General features: G+C 46.1%; 15 protein-coding genes. 7 read left to right on the top strand and 8 right to left on the bottom strand.

Annotation, left to right across the window (positions count from 1 at the left end; genetic code table 11):
- Nucleotides 1-9: 9 nt before the first annotated feature.
- Nucleotides 10-4005 carry a type VII secretion protein EssC gene (gene essC, locus MKY16_RS10495; RefSeq protein ID WP_340955248.1) on the bottom strand — a complete coding sequence of 1332 codons (3996 nt, stop codon included), beginning with the start codon at nucleotides 4003-4005 and terminating at the stop codon, nucleotides 10-12.
- A gap of 67 nt (nucleotides 4006-4072) precedes the next feature.
- Nucleotides 4073-4393 carry a hypothetical protein gene (locus MKY16_RS10490; RefSeq protein WP_029517061.1) on the bottom strand — a complete coding sequence of 107 codons (321 nt, stop codon included), beginning with the start codon at nucleotides 4391-4393 and terminating at the stop codon, nucleotides 4073-4075.
- A 389-nt stretch (nucleotides 4394-4782) separates the two neighbouring features.
- On the opposite strand from MKY16_RS10490, the gene MKY16_RS10485 reads away from it, so the two are divergent.
- Nucleotides 4783-5022: a hypothetical protein gene (locus MKY16_RS10485; protein ID WP_013370782.1), complete on the top strand. Its 240-nt coding sequence runs from the start codon at nucleotides 4783-4785 to the stop codon at nucleotides 5020-5022.
- 129 nt (nucleotides 5023-5151) lie between these two features.
- Here the strand turns inward: MKY16_RS10485 and MKY16_RS10480 are convergent, their stop codons facing one another.
- Nucleotides 5152-5301 (bottom strand): hypothetical protein, encoded by a 150-nt coding sequence (locus MKY16_RS10480; protein WP_023988262.1) that lies wholly within the window; start codon nucleotides 5299-5301, stop codon nucleotides 5152-5154.
- Nucleotides 5302-5517: 216 nt separating this feature from the next.
- On the opposite strand from MKY16_RS10480, the gene MKY16_RS10475 reads away from it, so the two are divergent.
- The gene (locus MKY16_RS10475; protein WP_209018285.1) at nucleotides 5518-6537 is read left to right on the top strand and encodes a flagellar motor protein MotB; all 1020 of its coding nucleotides are present in this window, start codon (nucleotides 5518-5520) and stop codon (nucleotides 6535-6537) included.
- A gap of 118 nt (nucleotides 6538-6655) precedes the next feature.
- Here the strand turns inward: MKY16_RS10475 and MKY16_RS10470 are convergent, their stop codons facing one another.
- From MKY16_RS10470 to MKY16_RS10460, 3 genes are all read right to left on the bottom strand, one after another.
- On the bottom strand, nucleotides 6656-6994 hold the full coding sequence (locus MKY16_RS10470) for a L,D-transpeptidase (RefSeq protein ID WP_029517059.1): 339 nt from the start codon (nucleotides 6992-6994) through the stop codon (nucleotides 6656-6658).
- 82 nt (nucleotides 6995-7076) lie between these two features.
- Nucleotides 7077-8174, bottom strand: coding sequence for a ribosome small subunit-dependent GTPase A (gene rsgA / locus MKY16_RS10465; protein ID WP_029517058.1), 1098 nt, complete (start codon nucleotides 8172-8174; stop codon nucleotides 7077-7079).
- A gap of 479 nt (nucleotides 8175-8653) precedes the next feature.
- Nucleotides 8654-9250, bottom strand: a complete 597-nt coding sequence (locus MKY16_RS10460; RefSeq protein WP_029517057.1) for a DUF2087 domain-containing protein — start codon at nucleotides 9248-9250, stop codon at nucleotides 8654-8656.
- A 294-nt stretch (nucleotides 9251-9544) separates the two neighbouring features.
- Between MKY16_RS10460 and MKY16_RS10455 the strand changes: the two genes are divergently transcribed.
- From MKY16_RS10455 to MKY16_RS10445, 3 genes are all read left to right on the top strand, one after another.
- Nucleotides 9545-10516 (top strand): YpdA family putative bacillithiol disulfide reductase, encoded by a 972-nt coding sequence (locus tag MKY16_RS10455; protein WP_029517056.1) that lies wholly within the window; start codon nucleotides 9545-9547, stop codon nucleotides 10514-10516.
- Nucleotides 10517-10538: 22 nt separating this feature from the next.
- Nucleotides 10539-10982: a DUF441 domain-containing protein gene (locus tag MKY16_RS10450; RefSeq protein ID WP_039273550.1), complete on the top strand. Its 444-nt coding sequence runs from the start codon at nucleotides 10539-10541 to the stop codon at nucleotides 10980-10982.
- 115 nt (nucleotides 10983-11097) lie between these two features.
- The gene (locus MKY16_RS10445; protein WP_039273552.1) at nucleotides 11098-11610 is read left to right on the top strand and encodes a hypothetical protein; all 513 of its coding nucleotides are present in this window, start codon (nucleotides 11098-11100) and stop codon (nucleotides 11608-11610) included.
- A gap of 133 nt (nucleotides 11611-11743) precedes the next feature.
- Here MKY16_RS10445 and MKY16_RS10440 read toward each other — a convergent pair whose 3' ends face one another.
- Nucleotides 11744-12046 carry a HesB/YadR/YfhF family protein gene (locus MKY16_RS10440; protein WP_039273555.1) on the bottom strand — a complete coding sequence of 101 codons (303 nt, stop codon included), beginning with the start codon at nucleotides 12044-12046 and terminating at the stop codon, nucleotides 11744-11746.
- 583 nt (nucleotides 12047-12629) lie between these two features.
- Between MKY16_RS10440 and MKY16_RS10435 the strand changes: the two genes are divergently transcribed.
- Nucleotides 12630-14387 (top strand): ABC transporter ATP-binding protein, encoded by a 1758-nt coding sequence (locus MKY16_RS10435; RefSeq protein WP_318626636.1) that lies wholly within the window; start codon nucleotides 12630-12632, stop codon nucleotides 14385-14387.
- A complete protein-coding gene (locus tag MKY16_RS10430) occupies nucleotides 14387-16471 on the top strand; it encodes an ABC transporter ATP-binding protein (RefSeq protein ID WP_340955247.1) in 2085 nt (694 codons plus the stop codon). The genes MKY16_RS10435 and MKY16_RS10430 overlap by 1 nt, the downstream gene beginning before the upstream one ends.
- A gap of 123 nt (nucleotides 16472-16594) precedes the next feature.
- On the opposite strand, the gene MKY16_RS10425 is transcribed toward MKY16_RS10430, so the two are convergent.
- Entirely contained in the window at nucleotides 16595-17563 is a 969-nt protein-coding gene (locus MKY16_RS10425) for an S-layer homology domain-containing protein (RefSeq protein ID WP_340955245.1), read from the bottom strand.
- Nucleotides 17564-17666: the final 103 nt, after the last annotated feature.

Genomic DNA, 17666 nt, shown 5'->3' with positions numbered 1-17666 from the left:
CACCTCCCTTCAAACTACAACATGCCATCGGTCACGAATTTTCGTTATCCAATCCTCACAGCTCACTTGCTCTGAGAAGGGAATTGCCGCTTTTATCCTGGTAAATTTGCGCCGTACGTAGTACCCCTGCCCAGGTGGCAGGACTTTTAGTCCACCAGTAGCGGCGTTCGCCTCCGAATAAGGGATACGAAAGAACGATAGATCATTCGAATCTAGTGTTCCAAATAGCATACCGCTTTGGCTTGCCTTGACATCATTAAACCAGTCCACACCAAAGGTAGGAAAATCAGATGGCACACCCGAGAGCACGACATGCACATTGCGATCACGTCCCAACCGTACAATGGCGGAGAGCTGATCCTTTATCATAAAATCATTCAGTTGCTTGCTTAACATATCCGCATCATCAATGACCAGGAGCAATTCGGGATCATTCCCCTCCTTGTTCCGTTGTTGAACAATATCATACACTTGCTGTACCAGAGGTCCCATTTCTTCCTCACTTTCAGCAGCAGCCTTAACATGAGGAAGATGTCGTAATCTAGATAGTCCCCCGCCTCCATAGCGTGTATCGATCGTATAGACTTCCAATTGATCGGGTGATGTGTAATAAGCCAGCGATATAATCCAGCTCATTAGAAAGGAGGTTTTTCCACCCTCCATTGGACTACCCACAATAAAATTGGGCCCTTCTTTCAGATTCAGGAGAAAAGGCTCAAGATCGTCACTCTGTAGGCCTACAGGTACTTCGTAAGGTAGTGCGCCCGATGGTCCACTCGTCCGATCCCACTGCTGAAGCAGCTCCGATAGTGGAATCCGCTCAGGTAATGGTAGGATAGCTGGTGCGTGCTTGCCTTTCCATTCCTGCACAATGCCAGCAATATTGCGGCGTAGCCGTGCTGATCGCTCCGCCTCATCTTCTCCTGGTGAAGGCAGTGCCGTCTGGAACTCCAGCGGAGGAACATGCCCTTTAACCAGAGCGCGACCTGGAATTAACGGTCCTGGCGTTTTGGCTGGTCGCCCTACCGCATAGTAATAGTCACTCGGGTCGGACATTTCAAAAGAAACAGCATTCGGTATGTTACTGCGGAATTTCTCAAACACATCGGTAATCCGGTTCGCTGTAATGATAAACGTGATGCCTAGACTACCCCCTTCTCGCAAAAGAGATTCCAGCAGTTCATTTTCATCTGGATAAGCATTACGGAAATTAAGATATCCATCAATAACTACGACAATTTGCGGAATATCCTCGACAGCAGAACGTCGATAAGAGCTTATTGTTTTGACTCCAGCCTCGGAAAGCATTTCCTTGCGTACGGCCACCATCTTGAACAGATAACGGAACAATCGCTTGATCCGGTCATCCTCCTCAGCCATCATAACAGCCCCGATTTGGGGAAGTTCCCCAAAGTCGCGCATCGTTCGACCCATGTCAATGATATAACCGTTCCAATGATTCGCAGCAAATCGCTGAGCCGTGGACATCAGCAACGTATGCAAAAAGGTTGTTTTCCCCATGCCGGGCATGCCATACACAGCCCAATGACCATGATCTAGCGATGCATAAATTGGCTCCTGTCGCTGATTCGGCAAATCATCCACTAGACCAATAAGAGCCTTCAGCTCCAAAGGTGATGATGTACTATCTATTTCGGTGCATGCCGGCAAATTTGTTAAATCCAGCAATTCAGGCAGCGGCGGAAGCCACGGTCCCTGAAGCCGTTTGATCCCTGCCTTAGCAGCCTCATTCGCAATATAATCAATAAATACTTGAAGCTGTTTAGGGGCTTCTTCTCCTTTTAAGCCCGAGCTTGCCCGTTCGCCGCCCGTCAGTAGCGCTTCACGTTTTCCGTTCAGTCTCACTTCATGTACAGGTAGTGCAGAAGAAATATCGCTGTTGCCTATATACGGCGCACCGCTCCAAGCAAACTGCATCTCTTCAAATACTTCGTCACTACCCACTTGGAAATATCCTCGTCCCGGCTTCGTAATCCACGCGGCATTCGGTATTTTCAACATGTCACGGCTATCGCCTTCGCTTTGCACCCGTAAGCAGATGCGGAATCTGGAGTTACTCCAAATCTTGTCATCCACGACACCTGCGGGCTTTTGCGTCGCCAAAATCAAATGGACACCTAGTGTCCGCCCAATCGCAGCAATACTGATTAGCTCGTCCATAAACTCTGGCTGATCCCGCTTTAATTGTGCAAATTCATCAATAATAATAACCAGATGAGGCAGCGGTTGTTCCTGCCGCTGCCGGAGTAGTCTGTAATATTCATCAATATGCTGTAAATTGCCTGCATCGTTCAATATCTTCTGCCGACGAACCAGTTCTGCTTTAAGAGATATTTTGGCACGTTCAATCAAATTATTGTCCAAGTTCGTGATCGTACCCACAACATGCGGCAAGTTAACGAACGTGTTGGACATGCCTCCACCCTTGTAATCGATCAGCATAAAAGCAAGATCATGCGGATGAAACTCGGCAGCAAGCGAGGCTACGATGGACTGGATAACCTCACTCTTTCCTGAACCCGTTGTACCGGCGATCAAGCCATGGGGACCATGCCCTTGACGCTCTATCTTATCATGCAGGTTAATCATAATCTTCTTGCCGCCTGCTCGCACGCCCATTGGCACAGGTAAGGTATCAGGATGGCGGTTACGTCGCCACCGATCTGCCACATCCAGTTCTTCCACACTTGCTACGCTCATCATATCAAACAGAGGCAGCACAGCGGGAATATCAGAAGCAGAGGAACGCTTCAAGCGAATAGGAGCCATGTACCGCGCTAATGCATCGGCTTCCTCTTTTGACAAACGATCCGGTTTAAAACTTTGCTGTTCAACCTCCGCCGACTCTGATTTACGGGCATATACGCCCTGCTCTTTGGAAGCCTCCACAATCAGCTGACACTGCATCGGCAAAGCCTCTTTACGAGAAGCCAGCACAATCGTACACGCATCAATGGTTCGGCCGTCTTCCAATAACAACGGCAGTAACGGTTCTTCCTCAATCAGCTGGGTGTCAGATAAAACAACGACATAACAAGGGACTTCCATCCCTTTGCCTTGACGCTCATTACGATTATTTTTACGGCGGTTCAGTCTGGCAAACAGAAAATCTGCTAATTGATGTGCACTACTACTGCGGTCTGACATCATTCTCTGGATTCGGTCATCATCCCACACATGTGGAAGCCAGCGCATCCAGGTCCATTCACTTTCCTCTCGCTCGTCATAGAAGGAAGCAATTTTCACTTCATCTGGCGAGTGACGAACCGTCACTTGTGCCAAAATGACTCTTAACGCAGCAAGGGTATGTTCCCGATCGCCGACCAATCCAACCACTTTGGATTGAAACAGCGGTAATGCAATGGAAGCAGCGTCTACCAGACGAAATTCTTCTTCCAGTTCATCCGCAGCTCCCAACAAAGGATCTCGGTCATAACCGTCTGGGCGTGGAATTTGCAATTTTATATGAAAGGGAACTTGTCCAGTTCCAATACGCACCTGCAAAAAGTCCTCATCCTCCGGTGATCGTTCCCAAAGTGAACTGTTGCGGTTTTTGACAATTTGAGTGCATATTTGCGGGTCACCGTGAATTTCATATAGTGTGCGAATTTGCTCCTCGCGTTTCATTTCAAGTTCTTCACGATGCTTTTGGAGCTGTTCCCGGTACATGCGGTCCCGTTCCTCCAGCTTGCGCTTGTATTCCTTCTTATTATTTAGATAGACAAAAAAAGGAATCGTATAAGATGTAAGCATCATGACCACAGTGACCATTTGGAACATCAAATAGTTACTGTTGCCCATCTTGCCTGTTTTGCTCATATATACGTAAAAGCCTATAGTCACCAACGTCATCATTAACGGAATAAGTATAGATATAATAGAAAAAGACGGCTTGCTCGGCTCAGCCGGAGGCCGTAAAATCTCCAGCTTCTCCTCTCGGAGCGCCGGCCTTAATCTCGGGGATCGCTGGTATAATGCATTCAAGACAAAAGTCCCCCTTTTCGCTTACTATTTCATTTTACCAAGGTTTCATATAATTTCATGTGTGTATTTACCCATTTTTTTCATTTTGAAACAGAGAACGCCTTCCATACACAGGCGCTTCGTCCTGAGTTGTCGAAAAAGCGCGCTGAATACGCACAGTACAGCCTTCCCGCAAGCCGGATCCTGTAAGTAGCTGGTTATCTCCCACCCTGAACCAGAGCCCTTCCGGGAACTTTGCTTCCATAATATATTGCATGCCTTCCGCCGGAGGCTCGCCGAAAATGCGCACACCCAGCATCAGCTTTAAATGTTCCACCGAGTATTCATCAGCTACCTCGATGTCAAACCACTCTGTTTCCTGTCGTCCTGAAAGCACGGTCAGGATCATCTGTCATCCCTCCCGATCCTTAATATATAGCAAAGTTCACGCAAAAAGCCTATTTCCACGGAAATATGGCTATCGTAACTGTAGCATCCGACTATTAGACTGTCAATTTGTTACAAAATACCCACTCCAAAAATAAAATAGTGACTTTGGTCATATTTTCTCATATTAGTAGAGTCATTGGTATCAATAATATGTATTGGATCGGTTCTAATATGGGTATATACGTCATTTTGTCGATTAGTTAGAACTAAATTCGATTGTTACCTAGATTGTTGTGAACACTTTGTAAATTTTTCAGACCTTTATGTTTTTATAAGGTGTTTTTAAGGTAATTTTAAGAAACGGGCACTACAATTAAGCCATGAAATAACTCAGGCGAGGTGATTTTTGTGAGAACATTAATTACATTTCAAAACAAACGTATTCCCGTATACTTCAATCAAGAAAATAAGCAACCAGTACAAAAAACATTAAAACTTCTAAGTAACACTTTGGAGAATAAAATCTCCAGCGGCAAGCGTGCCCTTCAAAAATGCCTTAACTCTTTGATCAGTATAGAGATTGTCGGTTGTGAAGCCATCCTGCATAGTGTTAGTGAAAATGATTCATTGGCATTGTCCCTCTATTAAGAGGGACTTTTTTTTGTCCACTTTAGACACACAAAAAAGAGAGGGACATTTCAGCACCCTCTCCATATCAGCAGCTTTAAAACATGATACATGTGACTTACCGCAGCTTATGGATTGATCAGACTTTATTTAAAGTATTCTGCGATAACCTTTTTTACCGCCTCGTTCCTTATTCTGCGCCTTCTCAATCCGTATTCTAAACAGTTCTAGTAAATTAGCGCGTGTATGCTCTTCCCGGCAGTTGTCCAGCTTTTTTAAGATAAAACGGTCAATGGACATATGACTCAGGCTCCTTTACAGCAAGCTGCCCCTGCTTTTCAAGGGGATGATCAGGCTATCCATTTTTAACCATTCTGCCTGTTGTTTAAACAGGTACGTTCCTTATAGGATAAAGCAGGCGGGATTACATACCCTTTAATAAGGGTAAATACATAAAGTTTCGATAATTTTATCACGTTAAGCCTGGAAGCTATGGACAAGGAGCGAACAAAAACCATGAGTAAACACATGATTACCAAAATAGTCTGCAACCTTTTATTCGCATTCTTAATTCTAACGATGCTGGCTGCATGCAGCAGGGAAAAAGCTTCAACCCGGAGTATAGCCCAACATGAAGCTGAAGCACGTGCCTACACCGTAACGGGTAATCCCAACCAAGGTGCATCATCCCTTGATGAACGAGCTGCCAATCATACACCTGTCCATCAGCAAGGCAGCAGCTATGTCGAAATATCAGGTGGCGTCAGCATTGATAAAAATACCGTGAAGGTTACAGGACATTCCAACCTCCCGGCCGGAGCACGGATCAAAGGGAATCTTGCGGTCAAAAACTCCCTGTTAACTGGGTACACGGATGAGACAACCGTTCAAAAGGACGGAAGTTTTGTACTCCAGGTACAACGCCCCGGAATACAGGGCAGTATGGATCTGACTGTTCTGTTCCGTCCAGATGACCAAGACAATGAAATACGAAATCTGTATGGCAGCGGTGGCAACAAATTGGAAGGTCCTTATGTATATCAATACGAAGAAAACAAACAGCTTCTGTATGAAGTTCGGATTGGGGCTGAATTTGATCCTGAACAAGAACGCAATACCCCTTTAGTTAAGCCCGTCTGGAACAAACCTAAGGACTACGGCAGCCCTCAAGTGTGGATTAAGCCTGATGTGAAGCAAGAGGGTAACTATTATCATGTATATGCGCGCAGCAATTTGCTGGAAGGGTCGGACGTCAAACTCAAGATTGATTTTCCGGGACGATGGCAGTTTGGCTACGATGATCAAACCAAAGTTATGCCTGACGGCTCCTTCAGCATGAGGGTCAAAAAGCCGAGCCTTGCCAACCGCTACATCATAGTCATAAGTTTCGAACCAAACGAAGATATGTGGACCAACGCCAAACAGGCGTATGGTACACAAGGAGAACGTCTTTCGGGACCGTTAGTCAAATCTGCAGACGAAAAAGAGGGCTCCAAACAGATTGAAGCCCGTATCCCTATCCAACCCAAATCGTAACTAAACGCAGCATCTAACTTAAAGTTACGGCCGTTCGCCATGAAATACGCTTCACAGATACAGTCTATGACGCGGTTTCCACGTATGAGTAGATACAGAGTCTCATGTCGTCTAGCCGCTACGGCTGTATCGTGACTGGCGTGCCTATACTTACCCTCTCCTGAAGCTCAAGCACATCCTTATTCTGCATTCGAATGCAGCCATGTGACACCATCTTGCCAATGGACCATGGCTCATTGGTGCCGTGAATGCCATAATGCGGCTTGGACAGCCCCATCCAGAACGCTCCGAAAGGTCCGCCCGGATTAGGTTGTTTGTTAATAATCGTAAATTGCCCATGCGGTGTCTGTGTAGCCAGCTTGCCAATACCGACTGGATAATTAAGGACAATCTGATCTCCATCCTTCAAATATAAACGACGATCCGATAAATCCACCACAATGCTGTAGTTCGGCATATATTCACCCCTTTATACCATATGCCGACTACAACATAGATTTTCGTATATTTTTACATTTGATACTTCACTGCAGTTCGGCTCACCACTCCACATCACGTCGCCAGCCACTTCGCTGATCCCTACGCCCCGGGGTTGTGCTTGAACGGCTATCTTTCCTGCGCCGGTCTGCTTCCTTACGCGCCTGATATTCCAGTTCCCGCTGCATTTTGCGATAATTGTTCACTCTGGATTCCGACAATTCCCCTCTCTCTATAGCTTCCTCCACTGCACATCCAGCTTCTCCCTTATGCTTGCAATCTGCAAAACGGCATTGCTGCGCCGTTTCCATGATATCCGTAAAGGTATGAGCGACACCCATGGAATCATCCCATAGATTAAGCTCGCGCATACCAGGTGTATCCAGCAAAACGGCTTGCTTTGCGATAGGAAAAAGCTGTCGGTGAGTGGTTGTGTGCCTGCCCCGACTGTCTTCCTCCCTCACATCCTGTGTCAGTTGAACCTCAGACTCGGAGAGCCAGTTTACTATCGTGGATTTGCCACTACCGGAAGAGCCTGTCAAAGCAACTGTAGAGCCAGGCTGAAGAAACGTCTCCAGTTGCTCTCTGCCTTCATTCTGCAAAGCAGAAATAACGATAACAGGTACACCAGGGGCAACTCCCTCCGCTTCAGCAACCCGTTGTTCAACATCTTCACAAAGGTCACTCTTACTCAAAACGACAACCGGGTTTACCCCGCTGTTCCAAGCCATAATTAAATACCGTTCCAGTCTGCGCATATTAAAATCATGATTCAGCGCATTAACAAGGAACAGCGTATCCACATTGGTAGCGATCAGCTGCTCCCTCGTCTCAAAGCCCGCTGCCTGTCTAGATATTCGACTTTTCCGCGGCAAGACGGCATGAATTACTGCATCCGACACTTCATCTGGCGTAGTGATTGCTAGCCAGTCCCCTACAGCAGGCATTTCCGCCGGATCGACAACAGCATGTCGTAGCTTACCTGAAGACACTCCCCAGCGTTCTCCATCCATTGTGATAAGCTTCACCTTTTGTCCGTAATCGGCAATCAAGCGAGCAGGACGTACCTGTGTATTTCCTGTGCGTTCCTCAAAGCCTTGCTTCCATTGGTCCCAAAAAACGTTCCAGTAATCAGACCAACCGTATTCATGTATACTCATTGTTTTCCTCCTGAATTCATTGTTCATTTTTGATCGTAATGTTATTTGATAGGTGTACATTTTCTCCCCGCATGCGAACAACGCGAAAAATCCGCAGGGGTTTCCCTGCGGAGGGTATACGATTCAGGTCGATGCGATCCGTTCGTTCACTTAAGCAAGCAGTCTCTCACAGACCACTCCCCAGAACCAACAACTGGATAACAAGACGCCTAACCATAAAAAATCCGCAGGGAATCACTCCCTGCGGATTTTGTTGGTTCTACTGTCCAACCAACTGCTAAGCCAAGACTATAGATCTATACAGTCTTTAACTGTGCATTGTCCGTGCGGGAGACAAGTCATTCTGCTGCTGAACCCATCCATTCATGTTCGTACGCATATAACATCGCCTCCTCCTAAAATTTCCTTTATCATACAAGTCCATCAATTGTCTGTCAAGGCAGCTACGAAACTTTTTTGAAATCTTTGTCAAGTTTCGTTTAGCGTACCTGATCCCAGCGCGTCCACATCTCACGCGGGTTCAATTCGTACATTTCCCGTTCCCTGTACATAAACTGATGCATAATCAGCTCACGCCGAATCGTTGCAAAATCCTCATGGTATTGCTTGATCCACTCGTTTAATTCACGTTCAGGATACATGCGGCCTGGCTCCAGCTTTTCTGCCAGCATCTGAAGTACGATCAATTTTTTCTTATACTGCGCAGGGATTTGGCGCAACTTGCCGTCCTTGGAAAAAAAATTGCGTAAGACCGATGCCTCCAGCGTTTCATTCAACTCTGACATCTCTTCCTCCCCCTCTCCTTTTTCGAAAATAAATCGCACCGTCGCCTCGGCATGCTGCCGGATCAATTCTGGATTCAGTGTAAAATACACCGTGTTTTTATCACGTCGTTCCTTAATCAACCCAGTCTCACGAAGTTTGGAAGCATGATGCGTAACAGTCGGTTGGGACAAATTCAGCTTTTTCGCCAAAGCTTGGCCATGCATCTCCCCACAGGACAAAAGAAGTAGTATCCGCATTCGCGTTGGATCAGCAAGTGCTTTATGATAATTGACCATTTTATCCAGTTGCATCGTTATTGCACCTCTTTTCACTAGTACATACTTGCTATGCAAACGAATTCAATCACATAAATTAGATATATATCTAATTATATGTTCACTAAATGTGGCTGTCAATCTTCACCGTCTGTCATCTTTTCTGAAAACGGCTGGATATTGTGTTCGCATTGCGGTAGGATTATTATTTGAAAACTTCTCACATACTGAGCGATTTGCTTCAATCCTGAGATCCGTTTTTAATCGTCAAAATAATGTTAACCCTACAAAACTGGCGTAATAAACCAATACAACTGGAGGTTCAACCAAATGCACGACGTAATCATTATCGGTGGCGGACCCTGCGGACTATCTGCTGCAATCGAATGCAGCCGCAGAGGTTTGCAAACTGTCATTATTGAAAAAAGCAACATCGTTCACTCCATTTTTCTGTATCCGACGAACATGCAGTTTTTTAGCACCGCTGAACTACTTGAAATCGGTGATATTCCATTCAGTACCCCTAATGACAAACCTTTTCGTCATGAAGCACTGGCGTACTATCGTAAGGTAGCTACACATTATAACTTGAACATTCAGCATTATGAGGAGGCCCAGTCTATTCATCGCCAGGATGACGGTACATTTACTGTACATACCCTGAGCAAAGGAGAAATAACCAAAACGTATTCGTCACGCTATGTCGTTGTGGCTACAGGATATTTTGATCATCCGAACTATTTGGGCATTCCCGGGGAACAATTGGATAAAGTCACTCACTATTTCAGCGAAGCCCATCCCTACACAGGAACCCGGGTTGCAGTTATCGGTGGCAGTAACTCTGCGGTAGATGCTGCGATGGAATTAGTGCGGGTCGGAGCTACGATTGATATGGTATATCGTCGAAGCGAGTTGTCCCAATACATCAAGCCGTGGGTTCGTCCACTGTTTGACAGTATGGTACAAAAAGGGAAGATCACGCTGCATTTAGGCGCACGCATTACCGAAATTCATCCAGACCATGTCGTAGTCACTCCGCTGGACACTGAAGCATTCCGACTCGAAAATGATTTTGTACTGGCACTGACTGGATTTCACCCGGAACGAAAACTACTGGAGTCTGTCGGCGTTCATATGGCTGAAGATCTGGACAAACCAGAATTTAATCCTGCCACGATGGAAACGAACATCCCAGGTATATATGTCGCGGGGGTCATCGCTTCAGGCAGCAATGCCAATGAAGTGTTTATTGAAACAGGCCGCTGGCACGGGCGTCAAATCGCGGAGCATATCCAAAGCTAAATAAACGAAGGAGAACATCTGTATGGATTACAGCTCACTTATCTTACTGGTATTGGCTGGTCTTGGGATTGTTAGTGGCAACTCTACCGTGACTATTGCCATGGTTGTATTACTGCTGCTGCGGGTAACCAGCTTTCATTCTGCTTTCCCCTGGCTCGAAAAGTATGGCCTGACGATCGGAATTATTATTTTGACGATTGGGGTCATGACCCCGCTAGCCAGCGGTAAAATCAGCATCAATCAGGTGATGGAGTCCTTCCTGCACTGGAAATCACTGCTCGCGATTGGTATCGGAATTCTGGTAGCCTACCTTGGCGGCCGCGGAGTAACTTTGATGTCTGGACAGCCCATTATTGTGACAGGTCTACTGATTGGGACCGTCATTGGCGTTGCCTTCTTTAAAGGAGTTCCTGTTGGACCTCTAATTGCTGCCGGATTGCTTTCCTTGTTAATTGGCCGCAGCTAAATTCGTACAACAAATATAGGAATAAATGATAGCAATCTGCATGTCGGGCTGAATTCAGTCCCGCTTTGTGGTATACTCATATCGCATAATTTGGTAAATGCAGGAGGCTTGACCGATGTCTCGACAATTTGTAACGGAAGCTGTAATGGTGGCTATATACGGCCAACTTCTTACATCTCCCGCCCCTGTGGAATATATGGTGCCTTACACATCACTGCTAGAGCTATACGAATTCCAGGATAGCACAGAGCCGCTCATGGATAATCCTATGGACGATCAACATGTGAAGCGGAAGGTAAGCGAGTTGATCAGTTATTTTGAGGAACCGTTGAATCAGAAAAAAATTCGGCGTGCGCTTCAGATGCCTTGGGCCAAGAGCTTGCCTATTCTATTCGATGCCAATACATCACTCATTATCATTAATGCTGTTGATACAGCACATTACGGAGAATATTTTGATCCAATTGAGACTGAACTGGTGTTAACAGCTCAGCGTGAATCATTACCCATTCTGACGGATCAATTGGACTGGATCCACCGCATTATCGAAGCTTCCGTACCTGTACATGTGTACGACATTGATGATTTTGATTTTGCACTCGATGGCCCGATACTTAACAACCCTTAACATACGACATACCCGCCTTAACCACAAAAAAGCGGCGGAGCATCATGTACAGGTTCATCTCCTGTAACACGATACTCCGCCGCTTTTCATGTCCAAGAACAATTATTTGCACGCTATGATTGACAGTGGAGTACTAAGCTTGTCCATCCTCAACATAGGTATAAATAATGTCATCATGTTCCTCCAAATACTTAACTTCCAGATGATGGCCCTTGAGATACCAGTAATCCTGGTCCTCCATATAAAACGTAATGCCAGCCGCTTCATGCTGTAATACGGGGTGCTGCGGAGGCTCTACGGCAATTCCCAGAGAAAAGCCTGGATGCAACCCACCGCCAGAGCTATAGCGAACAAAAAAACGGATCGAATCTCCACGTTTCAAACCAAGCTCCTTAATATACCACTGTGCCGCAGGTTCAGTTACCTGTATGCTCATGCGCTATTCTCATCTCCTTATACAATGACGTCTGCTAACTATATCATAGCATTTTTTAGAATGACCACCAACCGTCCTAACCCAGCCAGTTTCTTGGACAAGCCATATACATTTTTTTGAAAAAGGTTTGACAATTCGCAAAAAAGGGTGTTAAGATTCAACCATACGAGATCCATTTTGAAATTTATTACCAATTTGAACGATTACTCATGTTAGAATGAACCCATTTTGAGGAAGAAAGGAGTGTTACCGGTGCTAAAATTTCCTATTGCATTTTACCCACATCTACAAACACAACAACTTCATACCGGAGCATCTCCCCTGTCGCATCCTTCAGAATTGGGCCATTCACGTTGTATGGTTTAATACGAGTGGCTGCCTGCGTTTGAGCAGTTTTTCAGTGGTGAGTGTGCTGAAAATACCTGCGCGCCATATGATATTGAGATTTAAGGCATATCGTCTGCGGACGGTATGCCTTTTTTGTGCCTGTTGTCGGATCTTACTTGTGGCAGCAAGCCCTGTTGTTTCTTCAAAATGGTACACAACTCTCGAATGAACTTGTCATGAAAGGATGGGATTCCTCTTGTTTTCAGTACTTAAAAATTTAAGCTGGTTTTTTAAAAGAGAACGAAGCCGATACTCCATTGGACTGTTTTTGCTGATAGCTGTTGGTGTACTGGAGCTTGCTCCACCTCGGCTGCTAGGTAGTGCCATTGATGAAATTGTGCGCGGTTCAATTTCCTGGTCCTCACTTTGGCATTATATTTTGTACATCATAGGCATTCTAGCCGTCATCTACTACATTACGTACATATGGATGCACAAGCTGTTTGGTGGTGCCAATCTGGTGGAGCGCTTACTGCGCACACGCTTTATGAATCATCTGCTGCGGATGACCCCTCCATTTTTTGAACGTAATCGCACTGGCGATCTGATGGCTCGGGCCACGAACGACCTTCGCTCCGTAGCAAGTACAGCGGGCTTCGGCATGCTGACACTGACAGACTCTACGGTCTATCTGAGCGTGGTATTAGTTGCCATGGGCACCCTAATCAGTTGGAAGTTGACACTGGCAGCTATCCTGCCCCTACCTTTTATCGCACTGGCTATGAGCATTTACGGTAAAGCCGTTCATGAGCGTTACACACTGGCACAAGATGCATTTGGTGATATGAACGATCAGGTGTTGGAATCCGTGGCTGGTATCCGGGTCATTCGCGCCTATGTGCAAGAGCGAATGGACGAAAAGCGTTTCGCTGATATTACTGACGATGTATTTCGTAAAAATCTGGCTGTCGCCCGGATGGATGCTCTCTTTGAACCGACGATCCGTTTATGTGTAGGACTTAGCTACGTCATTGGACTCGGGTATGGTATTTATCTGGTATTTCATAACGATATCACGCTAGGCGAATTGGTCTCCTTTAATATGTATCTAGGAATGATGATTTGGCCGATGTTTGCCATTGGAGAGCTGATTAACATTATGCAGCGCGGTAGCGCTTCCCTGGACCGGGTCAATGAAACTCTCGATGTCCAGCCAGACGTTCAGGATGCAGCTCAACCTGTTCCAGTAGACCGCCTCGAATCCATCAGGATGAAAGACGTTACCTTCCGTTACCCTACCTCTACTATTGACAATCTGTCACATGTGAGTCTGGAGCTCAAACGCGGAGAAACGCTAGGCGTCGTCGGTAGAACCGGCAGCGGGAAATCCACTCTGCTCAAACAGCTACTGCATGAATATCCGACGGGGAGCGGTGATATTTTAATCTCCGGCATAAGTTTGGAGGACATTGCAGTAGAACAACTACACAGCTGGATCGGCTACGTGCCGCAAGAGCAAATTTTGTTTTCCAAATCGGTGCGCGAGAACATTCAGTTCGGGAAACCTCATGCAGATGATGACGACATTATGGAAGCAATCCGTACTGCTGCCTTCGATCAGGATTTAGGTACCCTGTCTGACGGGCTGGATACACTGGTCGGAGAAAAAGGTATCGCTCTGTCCGGCGGCCAGAAGCAGCGCGTTTCGTTGGCACGTGCCTTTATCGGTGACCCGGATATTCTATTGTTAGACGATGCACTATCTGCAGTAGATGCCCGGACGGAAGCAAGAATTATTGACAATATCCGACGCAAGCGCTCGGGTAAAACGACCCTGATCTCCACCCACCGCCTCTCCGCTGTAGAACATGCAGACCGGATCGTCGTGCTGGAACAAGGACGCATTATTGAGGAAGGAACCCACAGCGAGCTGCTTCAGGCTGACGGATGGTACCGACAACAGTATGAACGGCAACAAGTGGAATCTGATCTGACCTCAGGGGAGGTATCCTAATGAAACCCAATATCGGCAAAAGACTATTCCAGTACGCACTGACGAGCAAAGCAGGCTTTATCGCCGCTCTCATCGCTTTGGCTATCGGAGTAGCCGCCGAGCTGGCTGGTCCCTTCATCGCCAAAACGATGATCGACGACCATATGCTCGCTATTGAAAAACCATTTTATGAAACAACTAGTGTGGACGGCACCGTAAGCTATGCGGGAACCCACTTTAAGCGTGAAGATCGCTTTGAGTCCGGGGAGACTAAAGGTCGTGAAGCGAGGATTTTACAAGTTGGAAAATCTTTCGTATTTGTGGATGGCTCGGTTCAAGTGGCTGACGGTAATCGCTCCTTTACGAACGGAACGCTGACTGTGACACGCGGCTCCGACACCTTTCGCTATGAAGCCAAGGCTCTGACAGCTGATGAACTGTATAGCTTTTACAAACCGGAAATGCCCGGTATCTTTCAGCTGATTGGTTGGTATTGCTTCTTCCTGGTTATTTCCATTTTTGCTGAATTTGGCAAAACATACTGGCTGCAATCCTCGGCGAACAAGGTCATTCAAAAGCTTCGGCTTGATCTCTACGCGCACATCCAGCGGTTGCCAGTTTACTTTTTTGATAACTTGCCTGCAGGCAAAGTCGTATCCCGTGTTACGAATGACACTGAGGCAGTCAAAGATTTGTTTGTGGCTGTGCTCTCAAATTTCACTTCTGGGATTGTGACGATGGCAGGAGTATATGTTGCACTCTTTTTGCTGGACTTCAGACTGGGTCTTATCTCTCTGTTTATTGTACCGTTACTGATCTTGTGGATTGTATTGTATCGCAAGGTTGCCACCCGTTATAATACGATCATTCGGTCCAGACTCAGTGAAATTAATGCGATTATCAATGAATCGATTCAAGGGATGTCCATTATTCGCGTATTCCGACACCAGAAACAAACGCAGCAAGAGTTTGAAGAACTGAATGATGACTATATGAAGCATCAGAATAAAATGCTGAATTTGAACGCCTTCACTTCGCACAATTTAGTCAACGTGTTGAGAAATCTCGCCTTTGCCGTCGTGTTGTGGTATTTCGGATCTGAGGCGCTCGGAACGACAGGTAGTGCTGTTTCACTAGGCGTATTGTATGCCTTCGTCGATGTGCTGGGACGACTGTTCCAACCTATGACGGGTATGGTCAACCAACTCGCCGTACTGGATACTTCCATCGTATCCTCAGGACGCGTATTTGAGTTGATGGACGAAACTGGAGAGCCGGTGACCGACGGCATGATGCCGCGCTACAAAGGCCAGGTAGAGTTTAACGACGTTTCCTTTGCCTACAAAAAGGATGATGTACTTAAACATATTTCCTTTACAGCACAGCCCGGCCAAACGGTTGCCCTTGTCGGACATACCGGATCAGGCAAAAGTTCGATTATCAACCTGCTATTCCGGTTCTATGATCCGCAAAAAGGAACGATCACCATTGACGGAACGTCTGTCAAAGACATCCCTAAGCAATGGCTTCGCCATTATATGGGTATTGTTCTTCAAGATCCATATTTGTTCACAGGTACGGTAGCCTCCAATGTCAGTCTCGGAGACAGCCGAATCACGAGAGAACAGGTGAATAAAGCGCTGCATGATGTTGGAGCCGACAAACTGTTGGCCCATTTGCCGCAAGGATTCGATGAGCCCGTTATTGAGAAAGGTAGCACCTTATCAGCCGGACAACGCCAGCTTATTTCCTTCGCTCGTGCACTAGCCTTTGATCCCGCCATTTTAATTCTGGATGAAGCTACTGCCAATATTGACACCGAAACAGAAGCGCTCATCCAATCCGCTCTTGAGGTACTTAAGAAGGGACGTACGACCTTTATCATTGCTCACCGTTTGTCCACCATTCGTAGTGCGGACCAAATTTTGGTGCTGCATCGGGGTGAAATTGTTGAACGGGGTAGCCATGACGAGCTTATGGCCCAAGGCGGGCGTTACTTCCAAATGTATCAGCTCCAATCGGGAACAGTTGCAACAGAATCCGATTCAATCTCTGCTACGCCTCCTGCGCAAAATGACTTACTTACTGGCAAAGTCAGCATTTAAGGCTTGAATAGCCCTATTACTTAGGGTAACGATGAACATTTGGCATGAAAAAAACCAGCAAGTCTCCCCCACAAATTGGAGACTCGCTGGTTTTTTTATAACTATAACATATGGCTTGCAATTTTATTTAGCTGCAGAATTGCCTGTTCCCGTGGGCGGAAGCACTGTTCCATCTACCGCTTTAAGCGTAACCTTATACTTACTGTCTACCATTGTACTTGTGTGGGTATCCGTAATGACCTGAATATTCATTTCCCCTGGCTTTGGACTAGTCAACTTGTAGTAAATTACTGCATTTGTATCACCTACGTAGTCGATGTGATCCACTTCAATGCCGTAACCCGGATTAGGTGCCTGCAAACGAGTAATTGTCACTTTGTTCTGCTGGTCATTCGCCTTCTCTATACTCATACTAATGTTATTTTGGTGAACCGGATCTGCAGGCTCAACCGGATTTTCAGGAGTGGATTCAACTGGTTTATGATTTTGCACAAATTCGGATGCGTTATAGACCATTTCTGCTGCCTCCATCCGGGTTACTTTACGATCCGGGTTAAAATTGCTCTGTTCGTCCAATTTTGCAATTTTAGTCAACAGCAGGAATTGAACTGCTGCGTTAGATTCCTGATCTAGTTTTTTGCCATCCGCTACATTAATGTACATACGGACAGTTGGATATTCACCCGTTGCACTCACTGCTTTATACAGAATATTAGCAAATTGTTCTCTTGTCATACGAGTGCTTGGATCAATATCTGGTGACAAAGGGATTTGGTGTTGGGCTGCAATCCGATAGGACTGAGCATACCATGCGGAAGCCGGAATGTTTGCAAAGGAACCCGTTGTGAAATCAGGCATCACCTGAAGATCCATTGCACGAACAACCAAGTGTACTCCTTGTGCATACGTGAGCGTTTGATCCGGTGCAAATTTATCCTTGGTTATTCCTTGAATAATTCCTTTGTCCTGAAGTGAGTTTACGATCTTCTCCTGTTCAGCTCCCTTTATATCCAGAAAAGCAGAAGCCGACGTAGCCACTGCCAATGAGCAGACGACAAGCAGGGCAGCTGTCACACTTTTGTTCTTTTTCATGAGATACACCTCCATGTTTACTTTGCTTCTATACTTACCGACGCAATAGAATCATCAAATGTTTCAAATATACACAAATTGGTTGCAAAACGGTGGAATTCCT

The sequence above is a fragment of the Paenibacillus sp. FSL L8-0641 genome, assembly GCF_038006265.1.
GTDB classification, from domain to species: domain Bacteria; phylum Bacillota; class Bacilli; order Paenibacillales; family Paenibacillaceae; genus Paenibacillus; species Paenibacillus polymyxa_D.
Note: the sequence above shows the minus strand (reverse complement) of the source record. Positions and strands in the feature narration are given on the sequence as shown.

What these genes read in the sequence shown, in the direction of transcription:
- MKY16_RS10490 (WP_029517061.1), bottom strand. Translation starts at nt 4,393, where the DNA reads ATGATCCTGACCGTGCTTTCAGGACGACAGGAAACAGAGTGGTTTGAC.
- MKY16_RS10480 (WP_023988262.1), bottom strand. Translation starts at nt 5,301, where the DNA reads ATGTCCATTGACCGTTTTATCTTAAAAAAGCTGGACAACTGCCGGGAA.
- MKY16_RS10475 (WP_209018285.1), top strand. Translation starts at nt 5,518, where the DNA reads ATGAGTAAACACATGATTACCAAAATAGTCTGCAACCTTTTATTCGCA.
- MKY16_RS10470 (WP_029517059.1), bottom strand. Translation starts at nt 6,994, where the DNA reads ATGCCGAACTACAGCATTGTGGTGGATTTATCGGATCGTCGTTTATAT.
- rsgA (WP_029517058.1), bottom strand. Translation starts at nt 8,174, where the DNA reads ATGAGTATACATGAATACGGTTGGTCTGATTACTGGAACGTTTTTTGG.
- MKY16_RS10460 (WP_029517057.1), bottom strand. Translation starts at nt 9,250, where the DNA reads ATGCAACTGGATAAAATGGTCAATTATCATAAAGCACTTGCTGATCCA.
- MKY16_RS10455 (WP_029517056.1), top strand. Translation starts at nt 9,545, where the DNA reads ATGCACGACGTAATCATTATCGGTGGCGGACCCTGCGGACTATCTGCT.
- MKY16_RS10450 (WP_039273550.1), top strand. Translation starts at nt 10,539, where the DNA reads ATGGATTACAGCTCACTTATCTTACTGGTATTGGCTGGTCTTGGGATT.
- MKY16_RS10445 (WP_039273552.1), top strand. Translation starts at nt 11,098, where the DNA reads ATGTCTCGACAATTTGTAACGGAAGCTGTAATGGTGGCTATATACGGC.
- MKY16_RS10440 (WP_039273555.1), bottom strand. Translation starts at nt 12,046, where the DNA reads ATGAGCATACAGGTAACTGAACCTGCGGCACAGTGGTATATTAAGGAG.
- MKY16_RS10430 (WP_340955247.1), top strand. Translation starts at nt 14,387, where the DNA reads ATGAAACCCAATATCGGCAAAAGACTATTCCAGTACGCACTGACGAGC.
- MKY16_RS10425 (WP_340955245.1), bottom strand. Translation starts at nt 17,563, where the DNA reads ATGAAAAAGAACAAAAGTGTGACAGCTGCCCTGCTTGTCGTCTGCTCA.